28 protein-coding genes are annotated in these 19,036 nt (G+C 30.7%); all 28 read left to right on the top strand.

From position 1 onward, the window contains the following. Positions 1 to 87: 87 nt before the first annotated feature. The 28 genes from AXF11_RS08665 to AXF11_RS08795 all read left to right on the top strand — a co-directional run bounded on the left by AXF11_RS08665 (position 88) and on the right by AXF11_RS08795 (position 19,026). Positions 88 to 1,935: an AAA family ATPase gene (locus AXF11_RS08665; RefSeq protein ID WP_068154626.1), complete on the top strand. Its 1,848-nt coding sequence runs from the start codon at positions 88 to 90 to the stop codon at positions 1,933 to 1,935. Between the two features lie 157 nt (positions 1,936 to 2,092). Continuing rightward, entirely contained in the window at positions 2,093 to 2,281 is a 189-nt protein-coding gene (locus tag AXF11_RS08670) for a hypothetical protein (RefSeq protein WP_068154628.1), read from the top strand. Continuing rightward, complete coding sequence (locus tag AXF11_RS08675) at positions 2,253 to 3,014, top strand: putative HNHc nuclease (RefSeq protein WP_068154629.1); 762 nt, start codon at positions 2,253 to 2,255, stop codon at positions 3,012 to 3,014. The genes AXF11_RS08670 and AXF11_RS08675 overlap by 29 nt, the downstream gene beginning before the upstream one ends. After that, entirely contained in the window at positions 3,014 to 3,235 is a 222-nt protein-coding gene (locus AXF11_RS08680) for a hypothetical protein (protein ID WP_068157191.1), read from the top strand. The genes AXF11_RS08675 and AXF11_RS08680 overlap by 1 nt, the downstream gene beginning before the upstream one ends. An 18-nt stretch (positions 3,236 to 3,253) precedes the next feature. Beyond that, on the top strand, positions 3,254 to 3,553 hold the full coding sequence (locus tag AXF11_RS08685) for a hypothetical protein (RefSeq protein WP_068157194.1): 300 nt from the start codon (positions 3,254 to 3,256) through the stop codon (positions 3,551 to 3,553). A gap of 46 nt (positions 3,554 to 3,599) precedes the next feature. After that, on the top strand, positions 3,600 to 3,791 hold the full coding sequence (locus AXF11_RS08690; protein WP_068157197.1) for a hypothetical protein: 192 nt from the start codon (positions 3,600 to 3,602) through the stop codon (positions 3,789 to 3,791). A 96-nt stretch (positions 3,792 to 3,887) separates the two neighbouring features. Further along, a complete protein-coding gene (locus AXF11_RS08695; RefSeq protein ID WP_068157199.1) occupies positions 3,888 to 4,421 on the top strand; it encodes a ParB/Srx family N-terminal domain-containing protein in 534 nt (177 codons plus the stop codon). Continuing rightward, positions 4,405 to 5,205 carry an SAM-dependent methyltransferase gene (locus AXF11_RS08700; protein ID WP_068157203.1) on the top strand — a complete coding sequence of 267 codons (801 nt, stop codon included), beginning with the start codon at positions 4,405 to 4,407 and terminating at the stop codon, positions 5,203 to 5,205. Before AXF11_RS08695 ends, AXF11_RS08700 begins: the two co-directional genes overlap by 17 nt. Before the next feature lie 2 nt (positions 5,206 to 5,207). Further along, positions 5,208 to 5,927, top strand: a complete 720-nt coding sequence (locus AXF11_RS08705; RefSeq protein WP_068157206.1) for a hypothetical protein — start codon at positions 5,208 to 5,210, stop codon at positions 5,925 to 5,927. Then, positions 5,920 to 7,122, top strand: coding sequence for a PBSX family phage terminase large subunit (locus tag AXF11_RS08710; protein WP_068157209.1), 1,203 nt, complete (start codon positions 5,920 to 5,922; stop codon positions 7,120 to 7,122). The genes AXF11_RS08705 and AXF11_RS08710 overlap by 8 nt, the downstream gene beginning before the upstream one ends. 12 nt (positions 7,123 to 7,134) lie before the next feature. Beyond that, complete coding sequence (locus AXF11_RS08715) at positions 7,135 to 8,367, top strand: hypothetical protein (RefSeq protein ID WP_068157212.1); 1,233 nt, start codon at positions 7,135 to 7,137, stop codon at positions 8,365 to 8,367. Next, positions 8,360 to 8,935: a minor capsid protein gene (locus tag AXF11_RS08720; protein WP_068157215.1), complete on the top strand. Its 576-nt coding sequence runs from the start codon at positions 8,360 to 8,362 to the stop codon at positions 8,933 to 8,935. Before AXF11_RS08715 ends, AXF11_RS08720 begins: the two co-directional genes overlap by 8 nt. Before the next feature lie 118 nt (positions 8,936 to 9,053). After that, positions 9,054 to 9,674 carry a hypothetical protein gene (locus AXF11_RS08725; RefSeq protein ID WP_068157218.1) on the top strand — a complete coding sequence of 207 codons (621 nt, stop codon included), beginning with the start codon at positions 9,054 to 9,056 and terminating at the stop codon, positions 9,672 to 9,674. Positions 9,675 to 9,683: 9 nt separating this feature from the next. Next, positions 9,684 to 10,076, top strand: coding sequence for a hypothetical protein (locus tag AXF11_RS08730; RefSeq protein WP_068157221.1), 393 nt, complete (start codon positions 9,684 to 9,686; stop codon positions 10,074 to 10,076). Between the two features lie 9 nt (positions 10,077 to 10,085). Then, positions 10,086 to 11,141: a major capsid protein gene (locus AXF11_RS08735; RefSeq protein ID WP_068157224.1), complete on the top strand. Its 1,056-nt coding sequence runs from the start codon at positions 10,086 to 10,088 to the stop codon at positions 11,139 to 11,141. Positions 11,142 to 11,150: 9 nt separating this feature from the next. After that, positions 11,151 to 11,324, top strand: coding sequence for a DUF7210 family protein (locus AXF11_RS10640; protein WP_156440405.1), 174 nt, complete (start codon positions 11,151 to 11,153; stop codon positions 11,322 to 11,324). Next, positions 11,324 to 11,635, top strand: a complete 312-nt coding sequence (locus AXF11_RS08740; protein WP_068157227.1) for a hypothetical protein — start codon at positions 11,324 to 11,326, stop codon at positions 11,633 to 11,635. Before AXF11_RS10640 ends, AXF11_RS08740 begins: the two co-directional genes overlap by 1 nt. 10 nt (positions 11,636 to 11,645) lie before the next feature. Then, positions 11,646 to 11,927 carry a hypothetical protein gene (locus tag AXF11_RS08745; protein WP_068157229.1) on the top strand — a complete coding sequence of 94 codons (282 nt, stop codon included), beginning with the start codon at positions 11,646 to 11,648 and terminating at the stop codon, positions 11,925 to 11,927. Beyond that, positions 11,878 to 12,300: a hypothetical protein gene (locus tag AXF11_RS08750; RefSeq protein WP_156440406.1), complete on the top strand. Its 423-nt coding sequence runs from the start codon at positions 11,878 to 11,880 to the stop codon at positions 12,298 to 12,300. The genes AXF11_RS08745 and AXF11_RS08750 overlap by 50 nt, the downstream gene beginning before the upstream one ends. Continuing rightward, positions 12,300 to 12,680: a hypothetical protein gene (locus AXF11_RS08755; RefSeq protein ID WP_068157236.1), complete on the top strand. Its 381-nt coding sequence runs from the start codon at positions 12,300 to 12,302 to the stop codon at positions 12,678 to 12,680. The genes AXF11_RS08750 and AXF11_RS08755 overlap by 1 nt, the downstream gene beginning before the upstream one ends. Then, positions 12,664 to 13,128: a hypothetical protein gene (locus AXF11_RS08760; protein ID WP_068157240.1), complete on the top strand. Its 465-nt coding sequence runs from the start codon at positions 12,664 to 12,666 to the stop codon at positions 13,126 to 13,128. The genes AXF11_RS08755 and AXF11_RS08760 overlap by 17 nt, the downstream gene beginning before the upstream one ends. Next, entirely contained in the window at positions 13,128 to 13,424 is a 297-nt protein-coding gene (locus tag AXF11_RS08765) for a DUF4406 domain-containing protein (RefSeq protein ID WP_068157244.1), read from the top strand. The genes AXF11_RS08760 and AXF11_RS08765 overlap by 1 nt, the downstream gene beginning before the upstream one ends. A 147-nt stretch (positions 13,425 to 13,571) precedes the next feature. Next, positions 13,572 to 14,369, top strand: a complete 798-nt coding sequence (locus AXF11_RS08770; RefSeq protein WP_068157248.1) for a hypothetical protein — start codon at positions 13,572 to 13,574, stop codon at positions 14,367 to 14,369. Continuing rightward, complete coding sequence (locus AXF11_RS08775; RefSeq protein WP_068157249.1) at positions 14,366 to 14,731, top strand: hypothetical protein; 366 nt, start codon at positions 14,366 to 14,368, stop codon at positions 14,729 to 14,731. The genes AXF11_RS08770 and AXF11_RS08775 overlap by 4 nt, the downstream gene beginning before the upstream one ends. 15 nt (positions 14,732 to 14,746) lie before the next feature. Next, on the top strand, positions 14,747 to 15,178 hold the full coding sequence (locus tag AXF11_RS08780) for a phage protein (protein ID WP_068157252.1): 432 nt from the start codon (positions 14,747 to 14,749) through the stop codon (positions 15,176 to 15,178). Positions 15,179 to 15,248: 70 nt separating this feature from the next. Continuing rightward, positions 15,249 to 15,749 (top strand): hypothetical protein, encoded by a 501-nt coding sequence (locus AXF11_RS08785; protein WP_068157254.1) that lies wholly within the window; start codon positions 15,249 to 15,251, stop codon positions 15,747 to 15,749. A gap of 49 nt (positions 15,750 to 15,798) precedes the next feature. After that, positions 15,799 to 16,014 carry a hypothetical protein gene (locus AXF11_RS08790; RefSeq protein WP_068157257.1) on the top strand — a complete coding sequence of 72 codons (216 nt, stop codon included), beginning with the start codon at positions 15,799 to 15,801 and terminating at the stop codon, positions 16,012 to 16,014. Next, positions 16,015 to 19,026, top strand: a complete 3,012-nt coding sequence (locus AXF11_RS08795; RefSeq protein WP_068157261.1) for a phage tail tape measure protein — start codon at positions 16,015 to 16,017, stop codon at positions 19,024 to 19,026. It abuts the gene before it with no gap. Positions 19,027 to 19,036 lie beyond the last annotated feature (10 nt).

A 19,036-nucleotide genomic window follows, 5' to 3' on the forward strand; every position in this document is an offset into this window, starting at 1 on the left:
GACAACTGAATAATAACTGTGATAAATAATTTTGAAATTTTTAGATTTTTAGGTATAATAAATATTATCAGAAACAGGAGGTAATTAATGAAATATAAGAAATTTAGAATAAGAAATTATAAGGCGATTAAAGATCTAACAATAGAATTGGATAATCAAAATTTGGTTCCAATAATAGGTTTAAATGAAACGGGAAAGAGCTCTATCTTACAAGCAATATTTGCATTTGATTGCTTTAATGACAAGCAATATAGTGGCGAGTTTATAAATTATGACTATATAAAAAATAAATTCGAAAATAAACAAAATCCTATTATCGAAGCCGAAATAGAAAATATAAATAAAAACGATTTGATAGAGAACGCAATAGGATATATAATTACGCAAAAAGAAGATTATTTTATTTCTAACAGCCGATACAAAGATAATAGTGAATTTAAAAAGCATCAATATTTAAATTTTATTCGAGATAAATTATTGAATTTTATGGAAAATGTATTTTTTAATATAAAAGAAAATAATTTAAAAATCGCAAGAGAATTTTCAATTACTCAAAATGGTATGTACAATAATAGATATTTAATTTCACAATTAAAAATCAAGGAGTTTAATGAAACAATATCAGTAAATGGTTATTCAATCGAAGAGCTCTTATTTTATATACCAAAAGAAGAAATAGAACAATTAATAGGAGAATCAATTTTAAAATATTTACCTCATATAGTATATATTGATGATTTTAAAGATGCGATTCCAAATAGAATCAAAGAAAACGATGATTGGTATTTGTACATCAAGGAAATATTTTCTAGAAATAAAATGAATGTAAATGACTTTTTGAATAGCACTTTATCAGATAAAGGGACAATGCTGGAAGATATAAAATATGAACTTAATGAAAATCTAGCCAATTTATGGGATAAAATGCACGAAAACAGAATAAAAGAAGAATTTAAAACTATAGAAATTGATTTAAAATACGGAGATAAAGAATTTCAATTTTTAATAAATGATTTGAGAGAAAAAAGAGAAAACGGAAGACCAAGAACAGTGGTATTTCCAGTAAATATGCGTTCTAAAGGATTTCAGTGGTTTTTCAATTTTTTCATTAAAATGAAATATAATTGGAAACATATAAGTGATGAAAATTATGGGAGTATAATTTTATTGGATGAGCCAGGAGTATATTTACATACAACTTTTCAGTCAGAATTAGTAAAAATATTGAAAGAATTATCGTTAGAAAACAAAATATTCTATACAACACATTTAGAAAATATGGTTAATCCAAAAGTAATAAAAATAAATCAAGTTCATATAGCAAAAAGAAAAAATGAAAAAGTGATATTAGAAAGAATCACTAAAATTGAAGACAATAAAAATTTAGGAGAAATGACACCGATAATAAATGCTTTAAAAATAGATAATTTTCCATTATTACATTTTAATGAAAAAATTATAATAACAGAAGGGATGACAGATAAAATATTTCTAGAGATGCTAAAAGAAATTGAATTGCTGGATACCAATATAAAGATTATTCCTGGTGTAGGAGTTACAAATCTTAGTATTTTAATAGGTTTATTTAGTGGAATAACAGATAATTATACTGTAATTTTTGATAATGATGATGAAGGAAGAAAATTTTTTGAAAAATATAAAAATGAATATGGTGAAAGAGAAAGCAAGAAATGGATATTGCATAAATCAAGGGATAAAGAAAAAAAAGATATTGTATTAGAGAGTTATTACAGTCCCAAAATAAAAGAAATTTTAGAAAAATATCCAAATGGAATAAAGACAGGATTAATAGAGTTTTATTACTATGCAACATCCGAAGAAAAAGAAATATTTTATAAAGAATTAAAAGATTTAAATAGAAAAGGAGAGGATATCCATATTCTTATAAATCAAATAAAATCAAAATTGAAGTAAATTGAAGTCACAGTTATTAATTTAGCTGTGATTTTTTTATGCAAACAGCAAATAAAATATAAAAATAGTAAAATTTATATAATAAGAACGATAAAAATGTATCATAAGTGTGAAAAAACACTAAAATTATATTTTAAAGTTTTAAAATGGAGGGAAAATGGAAAATAAAATAAATAAAATTACGAGAAAGAAAATAAGTTTTGTAAAAAGGAAATTAAGAGAAGGTGAACATTTATCAGAAAGTGAAATATTTTTTTGTCAGTATAATCCGAAATATTTTGAAAATATAAAATTCATAAGAAGGAAAGGATTAAAAAATGGCAGACGCTCAAATTTTAAAAGATGAGTTAGTGGTAACAATAGCTGTTGAAAAAATTTATCCTGGTCTGAAAGAACGTCTTGAAGAGCATTTAAAAAAACTCAAAATTAGAGTTATTCCGATCAAAAAACTTACAAAAGCACAAAACGGATTAATTCATGTGCTTTTAAAACAGTTTGCAGATGAGCTTGGATGGACAATGCAGGATATGAAAGAATATCAAAAAGAACAATTTGCATTAAGTAAAGATTTAGAAAAGTTTTCGACAGCAAGTTGTGATATAGAAACGGCAAGCGATTTTATAGCGTTTATAATAGAACAGGCTCTAGAAAATGAAATAAATTTATATATACTTGGAAAACACGATAAAAGATATAAACATATACTGGAAATTGACAATATAACACAAAGATATGTGATTGCCTGCTTGAGAAAAAGAGTTTGCTGTATCTGCGGAAAAGAGCATAATGAGTACAACGAAATACAGCTGGATCATTACGATACTGTAGCAAATACTGTCGGAACTTATGAAAATGATGACGGATTACACGGTAGGTTTTTACCTTTGTGCAGCTATCATCATTTTGAAAAACATTCAAAAAGTTTAAAAGAATTTGAAGAGGAGTATCATATAGAAGGCGTTTATCTGAATCCCCAATTAGTTTATGATTTATTACCAGTTTATAAAAATCATTTTAAATTATTTAGAAAAAGGCTTAAAGATGGGTATTATAGGGGGATTATTAAGGAGGTGGAATAATGGAAATAATAATAAGAATCATAAACACTTTAATCACAGCAACAGCTACTTTAATGCTGGTAAGATACATCTATGGATTAGTTATCGTATTTAAAGATAAAGTAAGAACATTTAAATTCAACATAAGCAATTTGATAGTGCTTTTAATTGCTATGATTGTAAATCTATCCATGATTTATGGATTGATTTGGATTATAAAGTTTTTTGCGATTAGAGTATAAAAAAACAACGGAGGTAATATGAAAATTTATTATAAAAAAATGGATGAATATGAGTTTAAAAAACTAAAAAGATTAAGAAAATCAGCGAAGAGAAAATTAGAAAAAATTGAAGAAAAAATAAACAAAGAAGAACATATAAGAGCAACTATGATAACAATTGAAGCAACGAAAAAATCAGAAATTGCTAGGATTAAAGAAATGTTATATGAATCTGATAAAAAGAACACGTTTTTGGATATGGAACACGAAGAATATGAGGATAAATTGAAAGAAGTTCTTCGAGAATATTTAGAGTTTTTAGAAGAAAGTTATTTATAAAAGACTTGAAAATATTGATAAAATAAGGTATAATAAGGAGGTAAAGTTGAACGAAAGAAAAGAACTTACACAAGAAGATATTAACGAACTTTTAAAGGACAAAGAAGTTTTGTATTTGTTGCAAGATCTAAAAACAGCAAAAACTTTTGAGGATAATATCAAAATTACTTTGTACATAAAAAAAGGTGAAATAAAAGATAAAGAATATAAAACAAAAAAATATCATAGGGGCAAATAAACCTCAGATGAGTGAGCCACTGAATAGATAGATTAGAAATAGTCTATTTGTTTGGTGGCTCTTTTTTTGTCTAAGAATCAAAGAAAGGGGGGCAAGATGAAGATTGAGAAAATAAATATTAACGAAATAATAGAATATTCTGGAAATGCAAAAGAACATCCAGAATGGCAAATTGAACAGATTAAAAACAGTATTCAAGAATTTGGATTCAATGATCTGATTGCAATTGATGAAAAAGGCATAATAATCGAAGGACACGGAAGATATTTGGCTTTAAAAGAATTAGGTTATACAAAAATAGAAATAATTAGATTAAATCATTTAACGGAGGAGCAAAAAGCAGCTTATGCTATAGCGCATAATAAACTTACAATGAACACTGAATTTGATATTGAAAAGTTGCAGTACGAATTGAATAAGTTGGAAGTAAATGATTTTGATTTAAGTATGCTTGGTTTTGAACAGTCTGAACTTGATGAGATTTTGCAAGAGGAAATGGAAGAGCTAGAAATTGAAGATGAAGATACAGATGATACGGAAGTCAAACGTACTAAATTAATTTGTCTCTGCTGTCAGCATATAGCATTAAAGAGCGAATTCAAGGAGGTAATGGATGGCGAAGATACATAATGACAAATACTATACTCCTGATTCGGTTGTGCAAAAAGTTATTAAAGTTTTGGAAAAAGATGTGATGTCTATAAAGGAATTCTCAAGGATTATAGAGCCAAGTGCAGGTGCTGGAGCATTTCTTAAAAGACTTCCTAATAGTGCGATTGGGTATGATATAGAGCCACAAAGTGAAAATATCATAAAAGGCGATTATCTTAAACAGAATATTCCGTATACGAAAAACAGCCTTGTAATTGGGAATCCACCTTTTGGAAGCAGTGGAAATTTACATACAGAGTTTATAAAGAAAAGTATGGAACACTCTGACTATGTAGCATTCGTACTTCCAGGCGATATGTATAAGAAAGATAAGTTTGAAAATATAGAACTGTATAAATCATATATGTTGCCAGCAGTCAAATACAGCGGAGTTAAGTTAAGATGCTGTTTCAATATTTATCGCAAAAGAAAAGGTAAGTTAAAAGAAAAAAATATCAAAGATGTTGAAATTTTAACATTTTCAAAAACTAAGAGCACTACAAAACAGCAGGAATTGCATTGGTTAAATATAAAGTCTGATTTCAGATTCATAGCATTTGGAACAATAAGATTGTTGAAAAGTACAGATAAAAGAGTTCGTGCAAAAGAAATAAAAATAATCTTAAAGAAAAAAGTTAATTTAAAACCAGCCTTGGGAAAATATTTAAAGAACAGATCTAAAGTTGCAGTGTCAACTCCGAATGTAAGCAAAAAAGAAATCGTTGAGTTAATATATGATAATTTTCCACAATTAAGGGAATAAATATGACTAAAAAATTGCTACTGAACGAATGGGAAGAACTTGGAGGAGAAAATGCTGCAAAAGGGACTTTGAAGAAACTGGCTGATAAATATGGTGTTCCCGGAGGAACTGTAAGGCGTTGGAAAAGTGAATATTTAAAAAAAAATAAAGCGAACGTTCACAGCAAAAAACGAACGAACGCTGAACGTTCAAGTAAACGTGATATTCAAATAAAAAAGGATATTCTCAACGATGTCCCAAGAGAAGAAGTGATGGCGAAAAATGGCATAAGCGAACGAACATATTCAAGAAAAGAAAAAAGTATAAGACAACTTCGCTTAGAAAAGACAGAAAAACAATTGGATGAAATAATTGAGAAAGTTTATGCGGATATGAGCGATATGCTGAAAAATATTGAAATTTCAAAACGTAACTTGGTAATAAGAATGGCTAAGGAAATTTCAAAAGATGATTCGCTAGATGTAAAAAGACTTCAAGTAATTGATAAAGCATATATTGCTATAAAAAAAATGGGAAATGATTTAATGCGGACTGGTAAGATGTTGACTGCTTACGAAGTGCTTGAGATTGATAAACAGCTTGCCGAGGAAGCGTTACAAAAAGAAAAATTAGAAATCGAAAAAGCTAAAATCAAAAAAGATGATGATAAGGATTCAGAAAAAGAAAAAGAAGTAATTCAGCTGCTAAGAAACATAACTAAAAAGGTGGAAAATAATGAATAATTTAACTCCAAAGCAATATGAAGTGCTAGAAATATTTAATAAAGAACAGCCGAGAATAACAATTTTAACAGGAGCAAAAAGAAGTGGAAAAACATTTTTAAATAATTTCCTGATGTTATCACATATAGCAACATTAGCTAATCAAAATTTTAATTTTATCATAATTGGAGCAACAAGCGGAAGTATTTGGCGGAACGTTTTAAATGACTGGGAAGTTATGTTGGGAAAACAATTTAAGCCAAAAAAAGATGGAAGTTTTAAATTATTTGGAAACAATATTTATTTATTCGGTGGAGAAAAGGCAGACAGTTGGAAGAAGATGAGAGGGATGACTTCTCACGGGACTTATATAAATGAGGCAACAGCATTACATCAAACTTTTATTACTGAAGCATTTTCAAGGACTTCAGGGGAAGGTGCAAAGATATTTATTGATACCAATCCTGATAATCCAGCGCATTTTGTTAAAAAGGATTATATCGACAACGCTGGAGATAGATTGGAAAATGGCAAATTAAATATTCTAGTTAGCAATTTCAAATTAGACGATAACATTTTTCTCAATAAGGAATATGTGGATTCTATCAAAAAGACAACTCCACGAGGAGCAACTTACGATAGAGATGTTTTAGGATTGTGGGTTGCACAGGAAGGTGTTGTGTTTGCTGATTTTTCTGAAAAAGAAAATGTGATTAATAATATAGAAAATATCGAAATAAAAGAGTATTACATCGGAGTTGACTGGGGATTTGAGCATTATGGAACATTGGTAGTTATTGGAGTGGATTTTGAAGATAATTATTATATTGTCGAAGTAATAGCAAAGCAACATAAATATTTTGATTATTGGAAAATGCTAATTTTACAGAAATATAAAGAATATAGGGCCTCAAGAGTATTTTGTGATAGTGCTAGAGCTGAATACGTACAAGGACTTTTGGATTTTGGAATAAATGCAGAAAATGCTAAAAAAGATGTAAAAGAAGGTATTGATTTAGTTGGGGCTATGTATAAAAGGAATAAGCTAAAAATTACAAAGAAAGCCTTCAAAGGAAAGTTTGAGAGTGAGATATACTCGTATGTTTGGGGTAAAAATGATGAACCGCTTAAAGAAAATGACGATGTAATGGATGCGATAAGATATATTTTGTATAGCTTGAAAAAAGATGAAGGCGGAATTGCTTATTTATATTAGAAAGGAGGGCTAATGAATAAAGAAGAAAGAACGAGAGTAAAAACTTATTATGACAGAGAACAATATAGTAAATCCAATTTGGGTAAGAATATGCCGGGATTGTTTGAAGGAACGGTTGAAATTTTTAATCCGATTAGAGATATTGTTAAGGCCCTTTCAAATACAGCTTTAAAAGATTTAGACATAGATAACGATAAATTGAAAGAAATTTGGGAAATTAATCAAATGACAACATTTAGTAAAAAGATAGCTAAAGAGATGTACTTAAATGAAGAAGTATTCGTTGAGGTTATATTAACACCTGATGAGCAGATTAGGTATCTTTTGCATAGTGTAGATGACATCGAATACGTTGAAGTGTTCGGGGAGATAAAAAGGTTTAAGGTCGAAGGAGAACAAATTTACTACGACGAAAATGGCGAAGAACAAAGCAGGGAATATTCAAGAGAGTATATAAAACTCGATAATGGAACTGTTAAAAGGGTTGAGAAAATAGAAGGGGATGTTATTGAAACACCTTTTATTTTAGAAAAGATACCTGTTTCGAGATTCAAGAATGATAGCAATATTATCGAAGCCTTGAACATTATAGATAAAATCAATGAAACAGAATGTTATATTGGGAAAATCTTTGGAATACATGGTGATCCGTTACTGCATGCAGATAACATTAAGCAATTTGCAGACGTAAATACAAGTAATTCTAAAATTAAGAAAAATGCACAACTCTTAGAAGAAGCAAGATACAAGAGAAAGAGAATCATTAACACTTATAATACAAAAGATTTACAGGCTAATTTTAAATATATCGAGTTGACAAATCCACTTATTAGTGAAATGCAAAATGATATAGCGAGGTTAGAAAAGAGATTATCTAATTTGTTTCCAGAGTATCTTTTGGTAGATACGACAACACAAAATGTTAGCGAAGAAACTTATTTGTTAAAAAACAATGGGCTTAAGACTAAAGTCGCGAGTTTTAGAGAAGATTTTATAAAAAGTTTGCTGGAATTAGACAAAATAGCGTTGGAATTATCAGGAAGTTCTGAGGAATTAACTGAAACAAGTTACACATATTTTGATACTTTTTTAGAAAACGAAAAGAGTGCCAAATTAACAACTTTATCATTAGCTCTTGATGTAATAAACAAAGCAAAAGATGTTGATGAGGAGTATAAACTTAAAGATTTAATAAATAAAATAACGGACGACACTTTACAAGATTTGAGTGGTTTGTATGATTAAGATAAATTTTGAATGGAATCATAGAGTTGAAAAAAGATTATTTATTTTTTTAAAAAAGATAGCTTTTTCGATTTTTAACGATAAAAAAATAAATGTTAATTATTCAAATTTGTTAAAGATATTTATTAATTATAGTGTGAATTTTGAAAAAGAGTATAAAAACAAAAAGAATATTGATATCGAAAAGCATTTAGAATTAGCAAAAAAACAAATAAAAGAAATTAAAGAATGGCAGAATAATTTAAATAATTATGTTGAAAATAATAAACAAAAATCAAATTTAAAGGATATATTAAAAAATAATGTAAAATTCAGAGCAAGAAACATGCTTGGAAATTACTATAAAGATTTTTTAAAAGAAATAATCGCTGGAGAAAGTGAATATTTCGAATGGAATACAATGGGAGATGAAAGAGTTAGACCAACGCACGAAGCAAGAGATGGAAAAATTTATAACTGGGATAATGTTGAAATAGTCCCTGGAGAAGAGCCGGGTTGTAGATGCTGGGCTACTGTTTATTTCCCTGATTCGCAAGAGGAAATTAATGACATAAATCAAAATTCTTGAGAGTTGAAGTATTATAAATCATTTATGAGTTATTTGATGTCAAATCTCAAAAATTTTATAGAGTATCAATATTCTAAATCATTTATGAGTTAGAACAAATAATCTAAAGGAGTGAAAAATGTTTTTAGGACAGGATTTGTTAAAAAGAATGAAATTAAATTATGACACTACAACAGAAACAACAGGTGGTGTAGGAGCAGGTAATACTGGTGAAAATAATGGGACACAATCAAATGGTGAAGCTAATGAAACAATAGAAAACTTAAAGACCCAAATTGAAAAGATAACAAATGATACTAATAAAGAAATTAATTCTTTAAAATCACAATTAGGTCATGCAAACAAGCAAATTGAAGATTATCAAAAAAATGGGAAAAGTGCTGAGGAACTAGCAAAAATGGAAAAAGAAAAATTAGAACAAGAACTCGCTGAAGCTAAAAAACAATTGAATTTAACAGTATTGAGAACTAAAAAAGGTGAGTTAGTTGCACAATTGAAAATTAGTCCACAGTTTGCTGATTTAGTACAAATTACACCAGATATGACGCTTGAGAAATTAGAAACAGCTGTTAAAGATGTAGCAGCAAAAGAAAAAGAGTTTACAACAGAATTTTTGAAAAAGAACTCTATAACAAACGGAGGTTTTAATTCAAAAGATAAGAAAAAAAACGAAAAAGATTTTGTTGATAGAATGATTGAAAAAAATAAAAATAACGAAACAGATCTTACAAAATTTTAGGAGGTTGGGATGTTAAAAAGAACGGTGATGCACAAGGAAAAGTTAAATGTGCAAATTAAAATATTAAAATCTGATTTTGCTAACTATATTTACAAAGATAAAAATACAAACAAAGAATATTTGTTAGCTGGAGCTTTGGTTAAAGCAAAAAATGGTGAAGATTTAAGAGAAACAGGGGCCTTTGTAATACCGAGTGGAACTGGTACTAGAGCCGATGGTGTGTTAGTCCATGATGTTGAATTTAAATACTACAACGACAATGAACAAGCGACAGTTGCAATCGAAGGTGTGGCTTATTTGGATAAATTAATCGAGGTAGGGAAAGAATACACTGCACCAGTCACAATAACAAAAGCGGAATTACCAGAAGGTGTGACTTATATTTATAAGGATAGAAAATAGGAGGTTGAAATGGCAATAAGTTTAACGGATTTATTAAATGCGAAAAGTTTAAATAAGTATTATGCAGGAGTGAAGGGCACTACTTTAGTAGAAGCAATGTTTCCAGCTGGGTTCTCAAATAATTTTGATGTAAATGTTTTTGGGAGTTTAGATGGTGGAACAGTTGAAGTATTGCAAAGCAGTCAGCTAGATGCAGATGTAATGTTTAGAGATTGGGATTTGAAAACAGTAACTAAAGGGGATAAACAATTTTTCAGAGAAGCCATGACATTAGATGAAAAGCGTAGAAAAGAGTTGTTGGAAATTTTAAACACTGGGAATCAAACGGTAATTGATAATTATTCAAAACAAATTTTTGATAAGTTTGCAGGAGCAAAAGGATTTTTGGCAAGTCCTCGAGCAATCGCATCTTATGCAGCAGCTCAATTTTTATCAACAGCAAAAGTTACATTTCCAAATGAAAATGGTGGCGGTCAAACGATTAATTATAAATTAGCTGACAAATATAAAGAAACGTTGGCTGGGACTAATATTTGGAGTACAGCGACTGCTAAACCGCTTGAAGATTTAGAGAGATGGAAAGAAATTGCTGAAGAAGACGGCGGAACGGTTGAAATTGCTTTGATGTCAAAAGCTACTTTTAATCTGTTGAAAAAACACGATACAGTAAAGGCATTATTTAAAAATACAATTGTTACAGTTACACCAGCGTTGGTTAAAGCAACAATTGAAGAAGTAATTGGAATGACTATATTAGTTTGGAATGAAAAAATAAAAGTTGGGAAAACAACGAGAAATGTATTCCCTGATAATGTAGTAACATTAATTCCAAATGGTCAATTAGGGGTAATGGAATATGGGCCTACTCCAACAAAAACTGATGAATTGTTCGGAATGTTAGGAGATAGAGAAGTAGTTGATATTGCTGGAACATTCTCGACTGTTGAGGTTGTAGCAGAATCAAAATCAGCTGGAGTTGTAAATAATGTGAATGTAGTCATTGAGGACTTAGTAGCCCTAAATCCATCTATTATGGATAGCATGTTTATAGCAACGGTAGGGTAGGTGAATCAGATGGCAAAAGAAGACAAAAAGAATGATATGAAAGCTATTGTTGCCGCGATAGCTTTAACGCCTTTAAGATACAATGATGTTAGGTACGAAACAGGCGATAAAATAGAATTGTCAGAATCAGAGTTTGAGGTTTTAAAAGAAGGTAAACTTGTAAAAAGAAGAGTTGAAGAATAATGTCTGAAGAACTTTTGGAAGAGATAAAAAAGTATATTCCTGAAACTTCTGATTATGATTTACAGATAGTTGAGCAATTTTATAAAGTTGCTGAAGAAAAACATAGTACAGAAAGAGAGAAGTTGCTCAAGATATTTTTGTTCGGTTATTTATTAACTTCGTTAAATGATTTTGATTTTACGAAAGTCCAAATTTCAAATATTGTTGTCGAAGAAGCAAATGGAAATAATCCTTATCTTAGGATGTATCAGCAATTATTAAAAACTCTTGATGTTGAAGAAAATGAAAGTGTAACTATATCAATATTTTAAAGGAGTTGAAATGTTTAATTTTAAAAATAAAGAAAAAGAAGAAATATTACTTGTTGAGTTGAATCATATACTTTTAAATGTTGGTGACAATGAATTAGATTTGACTCAACGAAGAGTAAATATTGCAAAACAGGAGATAGAAAAAAGAAAATTAAAAATAGAGATTATAAATTTAGGTGATAAAGATGCCTTGCAAACTAACAGTGAAACAGAAACCAAAAAACAAAAATTTGGAGAAGTTGTTGGCAATGAATCCTCAAAAGATAGAAGTGGGAACGGTAACGAATTATAGTGTCAAAGATGGATTTGATGCCTTTGGATTATCAAATGTATTGGATAGTGGTTCAAGTCGTGGAGTTCCTGGATGGAATTATAATCAAAAAGCTTTTGAACAATTTAATCCAATGGCTGCTAGATACTTTAAAGAAGGAGTTGCAAGGATTATAAACGGAAGTTTTGATGTTGCAGCAATGACGAATAAAATTGGAACTGAAGCTAGTACAAGATATAAATCAATGATTGAAAGGATAAAAAGCCCTCCAAACAGTCCTGTGACAATCGCAAGAAAAGGATTTAATAATCCAATGATTGAAACTGGGCATTTTAAGAGCAATATTGCGGCTAAAATTAACGGGGGGAGAATTGTTGGCAGGGGTGGTGGATAATGGATAGGAAAACAAAATCAGCTATTAAAAAAACTTTGAAAGTTATAGAAAAACTGTCAGATGACGTGATTGTGTATTCAGAAAATTCTGAGATCGAATTCGACGAAATGGGCAATCCTATTCAAAACAAAATAGAAAAGACGGTAAAAATGGCTATACTGACACCTAAACATAATTCATCATTTCCACAAAGTATGGACGGGAGTTTTTTATCGAATAAAAAAGAGGGATATTATATTTTGAATGATAATCAGGATTTTAAAGTATCGGAAGGTATAAAAATAAAGCATAAAGATGTGATTTACAGGGTTGTGAATATCGAGGAAAATTATGGGGAATTTTTGAGAATGGAGCTGAACATAGATGACAAGCGAAATTAGAAAAGAAGTTGTGAATGATATTAAGGAATTTTGTAAAAAATTTGGCATAAATCAAGTTATTAACGAGGAAAAACGTGATGAGATTTCAGCTGAACAATATGAAAAACTTAAATTTCCGCTTGTTTTCTATAATTTGTATATTGAAGATGCAAGAAGCCCTATTCCTTTTGGAAACGATAAATATTGTTATGATGAGGAAATACAGGCACTTTTGACTTTGGAATCACGAGAGAAGCATAATGATTTTGATATGCTTTACATGTTTTTGGCAAATACAGACGCAACAAATGATTACTTTGATGACAGAAAACATCAAAGGAAGATACGGAAAGTATACAAGATACAGGAAACGCCTTTTAATTTTATGGGCAGAAAATATTATAAACAAGTTCTGCAATTTAGCTATTTTGCAGAGCATTATATAAATAAAGATTTTAAGGAGGAATAATGAAAATATTTATAAGCCAACCAATGAGAAATAAGAGCCACGCTAACATAGAGCAGGAAAGAGAAAAGATAGTTAGCCGTTTGAAAGAAGAATATGGGGAAATAGAGATTATAGACTCAGTTTTTCCGATGATACCAGGCAAAAGAAATAGTTCCTTGCGATACTTAGCGAAGTCGCTGGAATTAATGTGCAATGCAGATATAGTAGTTTTTGCACAAGGCTATGAATATGCTAGAGGGTGTAAAATTGAATATGAATGTGCTGTTAAGTATGGATTGGCGGTAAAAATTTTATAAAAAATTCACTTTCTAAGATTTACAGGTGCAAAGGAGCAAACAAAAAAACATTGACGCACAGTATAAAATAAATACGAATAATAGATTAAAGATAAAAAAGGAATTGTTAAGACAAATAAGTTTATACAAAAAAATTAAGGAGGAATAATGGCAATACAGAGAAATGATTTAAATACTTTGAATAATGTACAAATTAAGTCAGAAAATAACAGAGCATTTTATGCTGATGTTAGAAGTTTGATGTTTTTTACAAAAGATTTTGCAATATCGCCAACATTTATTACAGAACCTGGCGATTTATTGGAATTAAACATCAGCGGATTAAATGAAAATCATAATTTTTATAAATTAATAGCTAGTGCATATTCGCAAGCGTATACACCGTTAAATGTAGTTGTTTACGGAAATAATACGGCAGCAACATTTACAGAGCTTATGAATACATACATAGACCACGAGAATGCTTTTGAAGTCACTAACTGGATTACTAATATGGATATTGTTTCTGAGAAAACATATATTAACGGTATAGTATCTTATGCAAAAACTGATAAGGATAAACAATTTTTTATAGCTGTTGATTATGAAAAAGTAGGAAGTGCAGCTGAAGCTGTAAAATTGCAAACAGAAAATAACGTGAATAACGTTGCGTTTGTAATCGAAGGAGCTAAAAATTTAGCTAAAGGAAATTGGCTTACAGGGGCCTTGGCTGGTGGAACAATAGGATATAAAGATTTAGGAAGTTATATTGTCCATTCGACTCAAATAACTGGTTTTGTCCAAGAAAATTTTACAAAAACTGAGCAAAAATCTTTTTGGGACGCTGGATTAAATTACTTATCTAAACCAACTCAAGGTTATTTTCATATTGTAAATGGACTTAATTCTGATAATAAAACATTTATCGAATTGAAATTAATTGAAATTTGGTTGAGAGATGGTTGAGAGATGGTTTAAAAAAAGATTTAACAATATTCCAGGTAAGAAAAGACAAAATACCTTTGAATGATATTGGTAGATTAATGATTGAATCAATCATAAGAGAACGTTGCAGACAAGGAGCGAATGCTGGGATGTTTATGGTTGATAGTAATGGAAGTTATTTCGGGACAATAACTCAAAAGGATAAAAATGGTAATGAGTTTAGTATAAAATTAGGGCATTTGACAGTTGATGAACTAACACAAGAATCGATTAGAGAAGGTAAGTTTAAATTTGATTTAAGAGTGACTTATTTAAACGGTGCAAGAAATGTGGCATTAACAGGAACAATTACAACAGACGGAGAAATTGTATTCGATAAATAAAGGGGGTAAATATAAATGTCAACAAAACAATATAATGTGGATAACGTCAAAATTGTATTAACTGCTGCAGGTATTCCTTATGCAATTACTTGCAGACATGAAGATGGTTTTGAGGATGATCCAAACACAGAAAGCTCGAGCTCAACAATTGCGAGTTGTGGGCAAAAGGTTGTTAACGTATCAGTCGACGAGAGTGTATCTATCACATTAAGTCTGCTATACGGAAGTAGCGAGCACAGAACAATGGAAAGATTGCATAAATTGTGGAAAGGAAACAAAGGGTTATTTCCAATGTTTATGGTAATAACTGATACAAATACAAATGAAACTTATATATATAATGGTGTTTCATTTAAGAAAAAAGCTGCATTAAAATATGCAAACGAAAGTGGAACTGAAGCTAGAGCGTGGGAGTTTGAAGCGGAAAGCAGAGAACTTGTAATTTAATTGGAGAAAAAAGACAACTAATATGAAAAATATAATAGTTGTCTTTTATACAAAATATAAGGAGAAAAAAATGGATTTAGAGAGAAAATACACTGAAGCAGAAAAAGAAGCTATCAATATGTCAAGAGAAATGGCAGGACTAGGACCGTTGGAGCAAGAAGAAAAAAATGAAACAATAGGAGCAGCGGAGGTAAAAACTGTTGAGCCCCAAATAGTTGCTGAAACGGCCGAAGAAATAAAAGAAAGAAGAAATAAAAATGAGAGAAGGAGAATAAAACAGCAAGGAGGATTAAGACCAAAACAGATATTTAAATACACTTTGATTAGCTGGGATGGGAAACCGAAAGATGTGGGTTGCACATATCCGACTACAAGACAAGCGTCGAAATATTCAAAAATGGATTTTGATCCTGTTACTGGGAAAGGAGTACTTAATTTTGGTGATATAGTCGATTGTTTTTATAATGATGACCTGTTGCCACGGTTTGACTTTGAGGACTTTCCATCAAGTGAAATTATTGGATTAGGTGTGTTTTTATCGGAAGTGGTAAGAAATCCCTTCCTTAAATAAGAATCCAGCATTTTTTCATGAAGGGAAAATATATTTTAATAAAGATGAAATGCTAAAAGATATAACTGAAATTGAAAATTTAGCATTTCAGTTAGAAATAAATGAGAATTTTAAAAGTTTTAATTCTTTTGTTTTTTTAAAAAGATATAACGAAAATAAAATCTCTGAAAAAGAGTTCGAAACTTTTTTGAAAATGTGCTTTTATGATACAGAAATTCAAAAAGCAAAAGAAAGAGAACGGAAAAAGATTAAGAAAGGAAGATAAATGGCTAGTGGAGTAGGAGTTACTTATGAGTTAGAGTTTGTTATTAAAGATAAAAACGCAAAGCAATGGATACAATCAATGCAAAAAGAAGCTGAAAAACTAGCTAAAACATTAGACAAAGTTAGTTTAAATAATTTTAATAAGCAAATACAGAATATGCAAAAGCATTTGCAAGCACAAGGGGATAAACTTAAATCTCAAATGAAAACGGCTCAAGAAATGATGAAAACGCTTGGAACTGGTAAAACTGTAAAAAGTGGGTTGGATAATGTAAAAAAAGAAACACAAGAGGCTAAAAAGAAAATGGATGATTTGAATAAAGCTAAAGAAGCAGTTGGAAAGTCGGTTAAGAATCCTCTTGGAAACGTGGCTAAAGGTGCTGACAGTGCAATGAAAAAAGTTAAAGGGCTTTTAAATAAAGTTCGTGATGGAGCATTGTATAAGGCAGGAAGTTTTATTACACAAGCTGGAATGGAAGCGTTGCAGGAATATGGACAAACTGATTATGAATTACGTGGCGCTTCTGCCAAAACAGGTGGATATGGTGTTGATTTAAAAGAGTATAGGCGACTAACTAAAAAAGTTGGAGGAGATACAAAATTTAATAACTTAGATGTTGCACAAGCTATTAATTCAGGAGCAACTTTAGGAATTAAAAAAGACGAAATGAAACAAATAATTCCAGCAGCTGCAAATTTAGCGCAAGCGTTCAATTCAGACATAACACCAGCTCTTGAAATGGTTAAAATGCACATGAACTCTTATCAGTTATCTGCGAAAGAGGTCCAAAAAGTTACTGATATGATAGCTGTTACATCAAAAAATACAGCGGCTGATTTGCCAAGATTGGCTGAAGGATTTAAATACGTCGGAGCGTCCGGAAAAGCGTTAGGAGTACCACTTGAAACTGTTTATGCTATGTTAGGTAAAATGAATGATAACGGATTAACAGGGTCAACAGCAGGTACTGGATTAAATCAAATGTTTGAAAGTTTGAAAGATTTAAAAAAACGTGGAAAACTTGAAGATTTAATTGGTAAGGTTACAGATGAAAAAGGTAATTTACAAGATATGGTTTCGATTGTTGAAAGATTAAAAGGTGTAACTGACAAAATGGGTAACGCGGATAAAGCTGGAGTATTAAAAGCTATATTCGGAGTACAAGGAGGTAGAGCCGCCAATACGCTATTGAATGGAAGTATAGAAGACTTGAAAAAGCTTCAAAATGAAATAAAAAATAGTAGTGGGGTAGCTAAGCAATTGAGTGACTTTATGATGCAAGGAAGTGCAGGAGCGGTTGAAACTTTAATGGGAACAATGTCAAGTACGTTTGCAGCGGTATTTGACTCATTAGAGCCTTTATTAGTTCCTGTTGCAGGGTTATTCATGGGAATAGCTGAAGCAATTGGACAGGTAGCAGAAAAAGCGCCTTGGCTATTGCAATTAGTTTCTATTTTGGGAGCTTTAGTAATTGGAGAAATGGTATTTAATAAAATGAAATCAAGCATTGGGCCTTTCATTTCTGGGATAAAAGAAGCTATTGCAAGTGTTAGCTTATTAAAAATAGTTCTTTACGGACTATTGGCGATTGGTTTAGTAGTTATATTTAATATGTTTAAGCAATGGCAAGATTATTTGCAACAAAATGCTGACGTAAACAAAGTGTGGACGGCTACATTACAAAGTTTAGGGAGTGCATTAGGAGCAATCAGCGACTTGATAATGGCTGTTGTAGGTGCGTTATTTGGATTTAGTACAAAATCAAAAGATGCAAAGGATAAAACGCAAATTTGGGGAATGACAGCTGATGAAGTTAAGCAAAAATTGGAATCTTTCAAAGAAAAAGTTGATGCATTTGCTCAAAAAGTGCAAGAGATGACTAAATGGGTAGAGCAAAATAAAGAAACAGTGAGACTTTGGGGAACTGTATTTTTAGGATTAGCAGCTGGAATTGGAATTTTATGGGCTTTAGTTGCAGCGCAATCAGCCTTTAATGCAGTAGCTGCCTTAAATCCATATGTTTTAATTGCAACAGCTATAATTGCAGCAATAATGGCAATAGTAGCTGTGATAATGTATTTGTGGAACACAAACGAAGGATTCAGAAATGCAATAATAACAGCTTGGAATGCAATTGCTCAATGCTGGTCTTTTGTAAGTTCTGTATTTTCAGGAATGGTAGGTGGCATTATTAATTGGATGACACAATTGTGGGCACAAAGCGAAGTGTTTAGGGAACTTATAACTACCACTTGGAACCTTATTGCAGCGATTTTTCAATTGGTCGGAGCTATAATTAGCGGAATTGTTATGGCAATTATTAATGCTGTATCGAGTTTTATTGGAGCGATAATAAATGCTTATAATACAAATTCAACTTTTCATGCAGTTGTGTCAGCTGCTTGGAGTGCAATAGGGGCGTTAATTCCTGCTGTAATTGGAATGATAGTTGGAGGTCCAGTTGGAATGTTTATAGGCGCATTAGTAAGTTTATACGCTCATAATCAAACTGCGAGAAATTTAATAAATGCAGCCTGGAACGCAATTAAATCAGCTGTATCATCAGCAATATCAGCAATAATAAGTAGGATTCAATCCGCTATATCTGCTGTGCAAGGGTTAATAAATGCTTTTCAATCGGCTAGTAAATTAGATTGGGACGGAATAAAAGCTGGTGGAGCACAATTTGTAGGAGGAATCAAAGGGATTGTTACAGGTAAACACGCGGTAGGAACTAATAATTTTCAAGCACAAGGTGGCGGAGGAATGACTACTATCGACGAGCACGGAGATGAAGCTATTTGGTTACCTAATGGTTCTATGATTGCGAGAAATACAACAACTAATGATATACTGAACAATTTAAAATCTATTAAAGCTAATACTCGTGGTGGGTTGAAAGAAAGTGGGACAGTCGTTACAAATAATAATCATTTTGTATTTAATGTTAGTGGAAATGATGAAACACTAAATGAATTAAAAAATGAACTTGAAAAATTAGGAATAGTTTAGGAGGTATAGA

The sequence above is a fragment of the Leptotrichia sp. oral taxon 847 genome, assembly GCF_001553645.1.
Classification (GTDB): Bacteria; Fusobacteriota; Fusobacteriia; order Fusobacteriales; family Leptotrichiaceae; genus Leptotrichia.

Excerpts from the sequence above, each read along its gene's own strand:
- AXF11_RS08665 (WP_068154626.1), top strand. The coding sequence starts at position 88 with ATGAAATATAAGAAATTTAGAATAAGAAATTATAAGGCGATTAAAGAT.
- AXF11_RS08670 (WP_068154628.1), top strand. The coding sequence starts at position 2,093 with ATGGAAAATAAAATAAATAAAATTACGAGAAAGAAAATAAGTTTTGTA.
- AXF11_RS08675 (WP_068154629.1), top strand. The coding sequence starts at position 2,253 with ATGGCAGACGCTCAAATTTTAAAAGATGAGTTAGTGGTAACAATAGCT.
- AXF11_RS08680 (WP_068157191.1), top strand. The coding sequence starts at position 3,014 with ATGGAAATAATAATAAGAATCATAAACACTTTAATCACAGCAACAGCT.
- AXF11_RS08685 (WP_068157194.1), top strand. The coding sequence starts at position 3,254 with ATGAAAATTTATTATAAAAAAATGGATGAATATGAGTTTAAAAAACTA.
- AXF11_RS08695 (WP_068157199.1), top strand. The coding sequence starts at position 3,888 with ATGAAGATTGAGAAAATAAATATTAACGAAATAATAGAATATTCTGGA.
- AXF11_RS08700 (WP_068157203.1), top strand. The coding sequence starts at position 4,405 with ATGGCGAAGATACATAATGACAAATACTATACTCCTGATTCGGTTGTG.
- AXF11_RS08705 (WP_068157206.1), top strand. The coding sequence starts at position 5,208 with ATGACTAAAAAATTGCTACTGAACGAATGGGAAGAACTTGGAGGAGAA.
- AXF11_RS08710 (WP_068157209.1), top strand. The coding sequence starts at position 5,920 with ATGAATAATTTAACTCCAAAGCAATATGAAGTGCTAGAAATATTTAAT.
- AXF11_RS08715 (WP_068157212.1), top strand. The coding sequence starts at position 7,135 with ATGAATAAAGAAGAAAGAACGAGAGTAAAAACTTATTATGACAGAGAA.
- AXF11_RS08720 (WP_068157215.1), top strand. The coding sequence starts at position 8,360 with ATGATTAAGATAAATTTTGAATGGAATCATAGAGTTGAAAAAAGATTA.
- AXF11_RS08725 (WP_068157218.1), top strand. The coding sequence starts at position 9,054 with ATGTTTTTAGGACAGGATTTGTTAAAAAGAATGAAATTAAATTATGAC.
- AXF11_RS08730 (WP_068157221.1), top strand. The coding sequence starts at position 9,684 with ATGTTAAAAAGAACGGTGATGCACAAGGAAAAGTTAAATGTGCAAATT.
- AXF11_RS08735 (WP_068157224.1), top strand. The coding sequence starts at position 10,086 with ATGGCAATAAGTTTAACGGATTTATTAAATGCGAAAAGTTTAAATAAG.
- AXF11_RS10640 (WP_156440405.1), top strand. The coding sequence starts at position 11,151 with ATGGCAAAAGAAGACAAAAAGAATGATATGAAAGCTATTGTTGCCGCG.
- AXF11_RS08740 (WP_068157227.1), top strand. The coding sequence starts at position 11,324 with ATGTCTGAAGAACTTTTGGAAGAGATAAAAAAGTATATTCCTGAAACT.
- AXF11_RS08745 (WP_068157229.1), top strand. The coding sequence starts at position 11,646 with ATGTTTAATTTTAAAAATAAAGAAAAAGAAGAAATATTACTTGTTGAG.
- AXF11_RS08755 (WP_068157236.1), top strand. The coding sequence starts at position 12,300 with ATGGATAGGAAAACAAAATCAGCTATTAAAAAAACTTTGAAAGTTATA.
- AXF11_RS08760 (WP_068157240.1), top strand. The coding sequence starts at position 12,664 with ATGACAAGCGAAATTAGAAAAGAAGTTGTGAATGATATTAAGGAATTT.
- AXF11_RS08765 (WP_068157244.1), top strand. The coding sequence starts at position 13,128 with ATGAAAATATTTATAAGCCAACCAATGAGAAATAAGAGCCACGCTAAC.
- AXF11_RS08770 (WP_068157248.1), top strand. The coding sequence starts at position 13,572 with ATGGCAATACAGAGAAATGATTTAAATACTTTGAATAATGTACAAATT.
- AXF11_RS08780 (WP_068157252.1), top strand. The coding sequence starts at position 14,747 with ATGTCAACAAAACAATATAATGTGGATAACGTCAAAATTGTATTAACT.
- AXF11_RS08785 (WP_068157254.1), top strand. The coding sequence starts at position 15,249 with ATGGATTTAGAGAGAAAATACACTGAAGCAGAAAAAGAAGCTATCAAT.
- AXF11_RS08790 (WP_068157257.1), top strand. The coding sequence starts at position 15,799 with ATGCTAAAAGATATAACTGAAATTGAAAATTTAGCATTTCAGTTAGAA.
- AXF11_RS08795 (WP_068157261.1), top strand. The coding sequence starts at position 16,015 with ATGGCTAGTGGAGTAGGAGTTACTTATGAGTTAGAGTTTGTTATTAAA.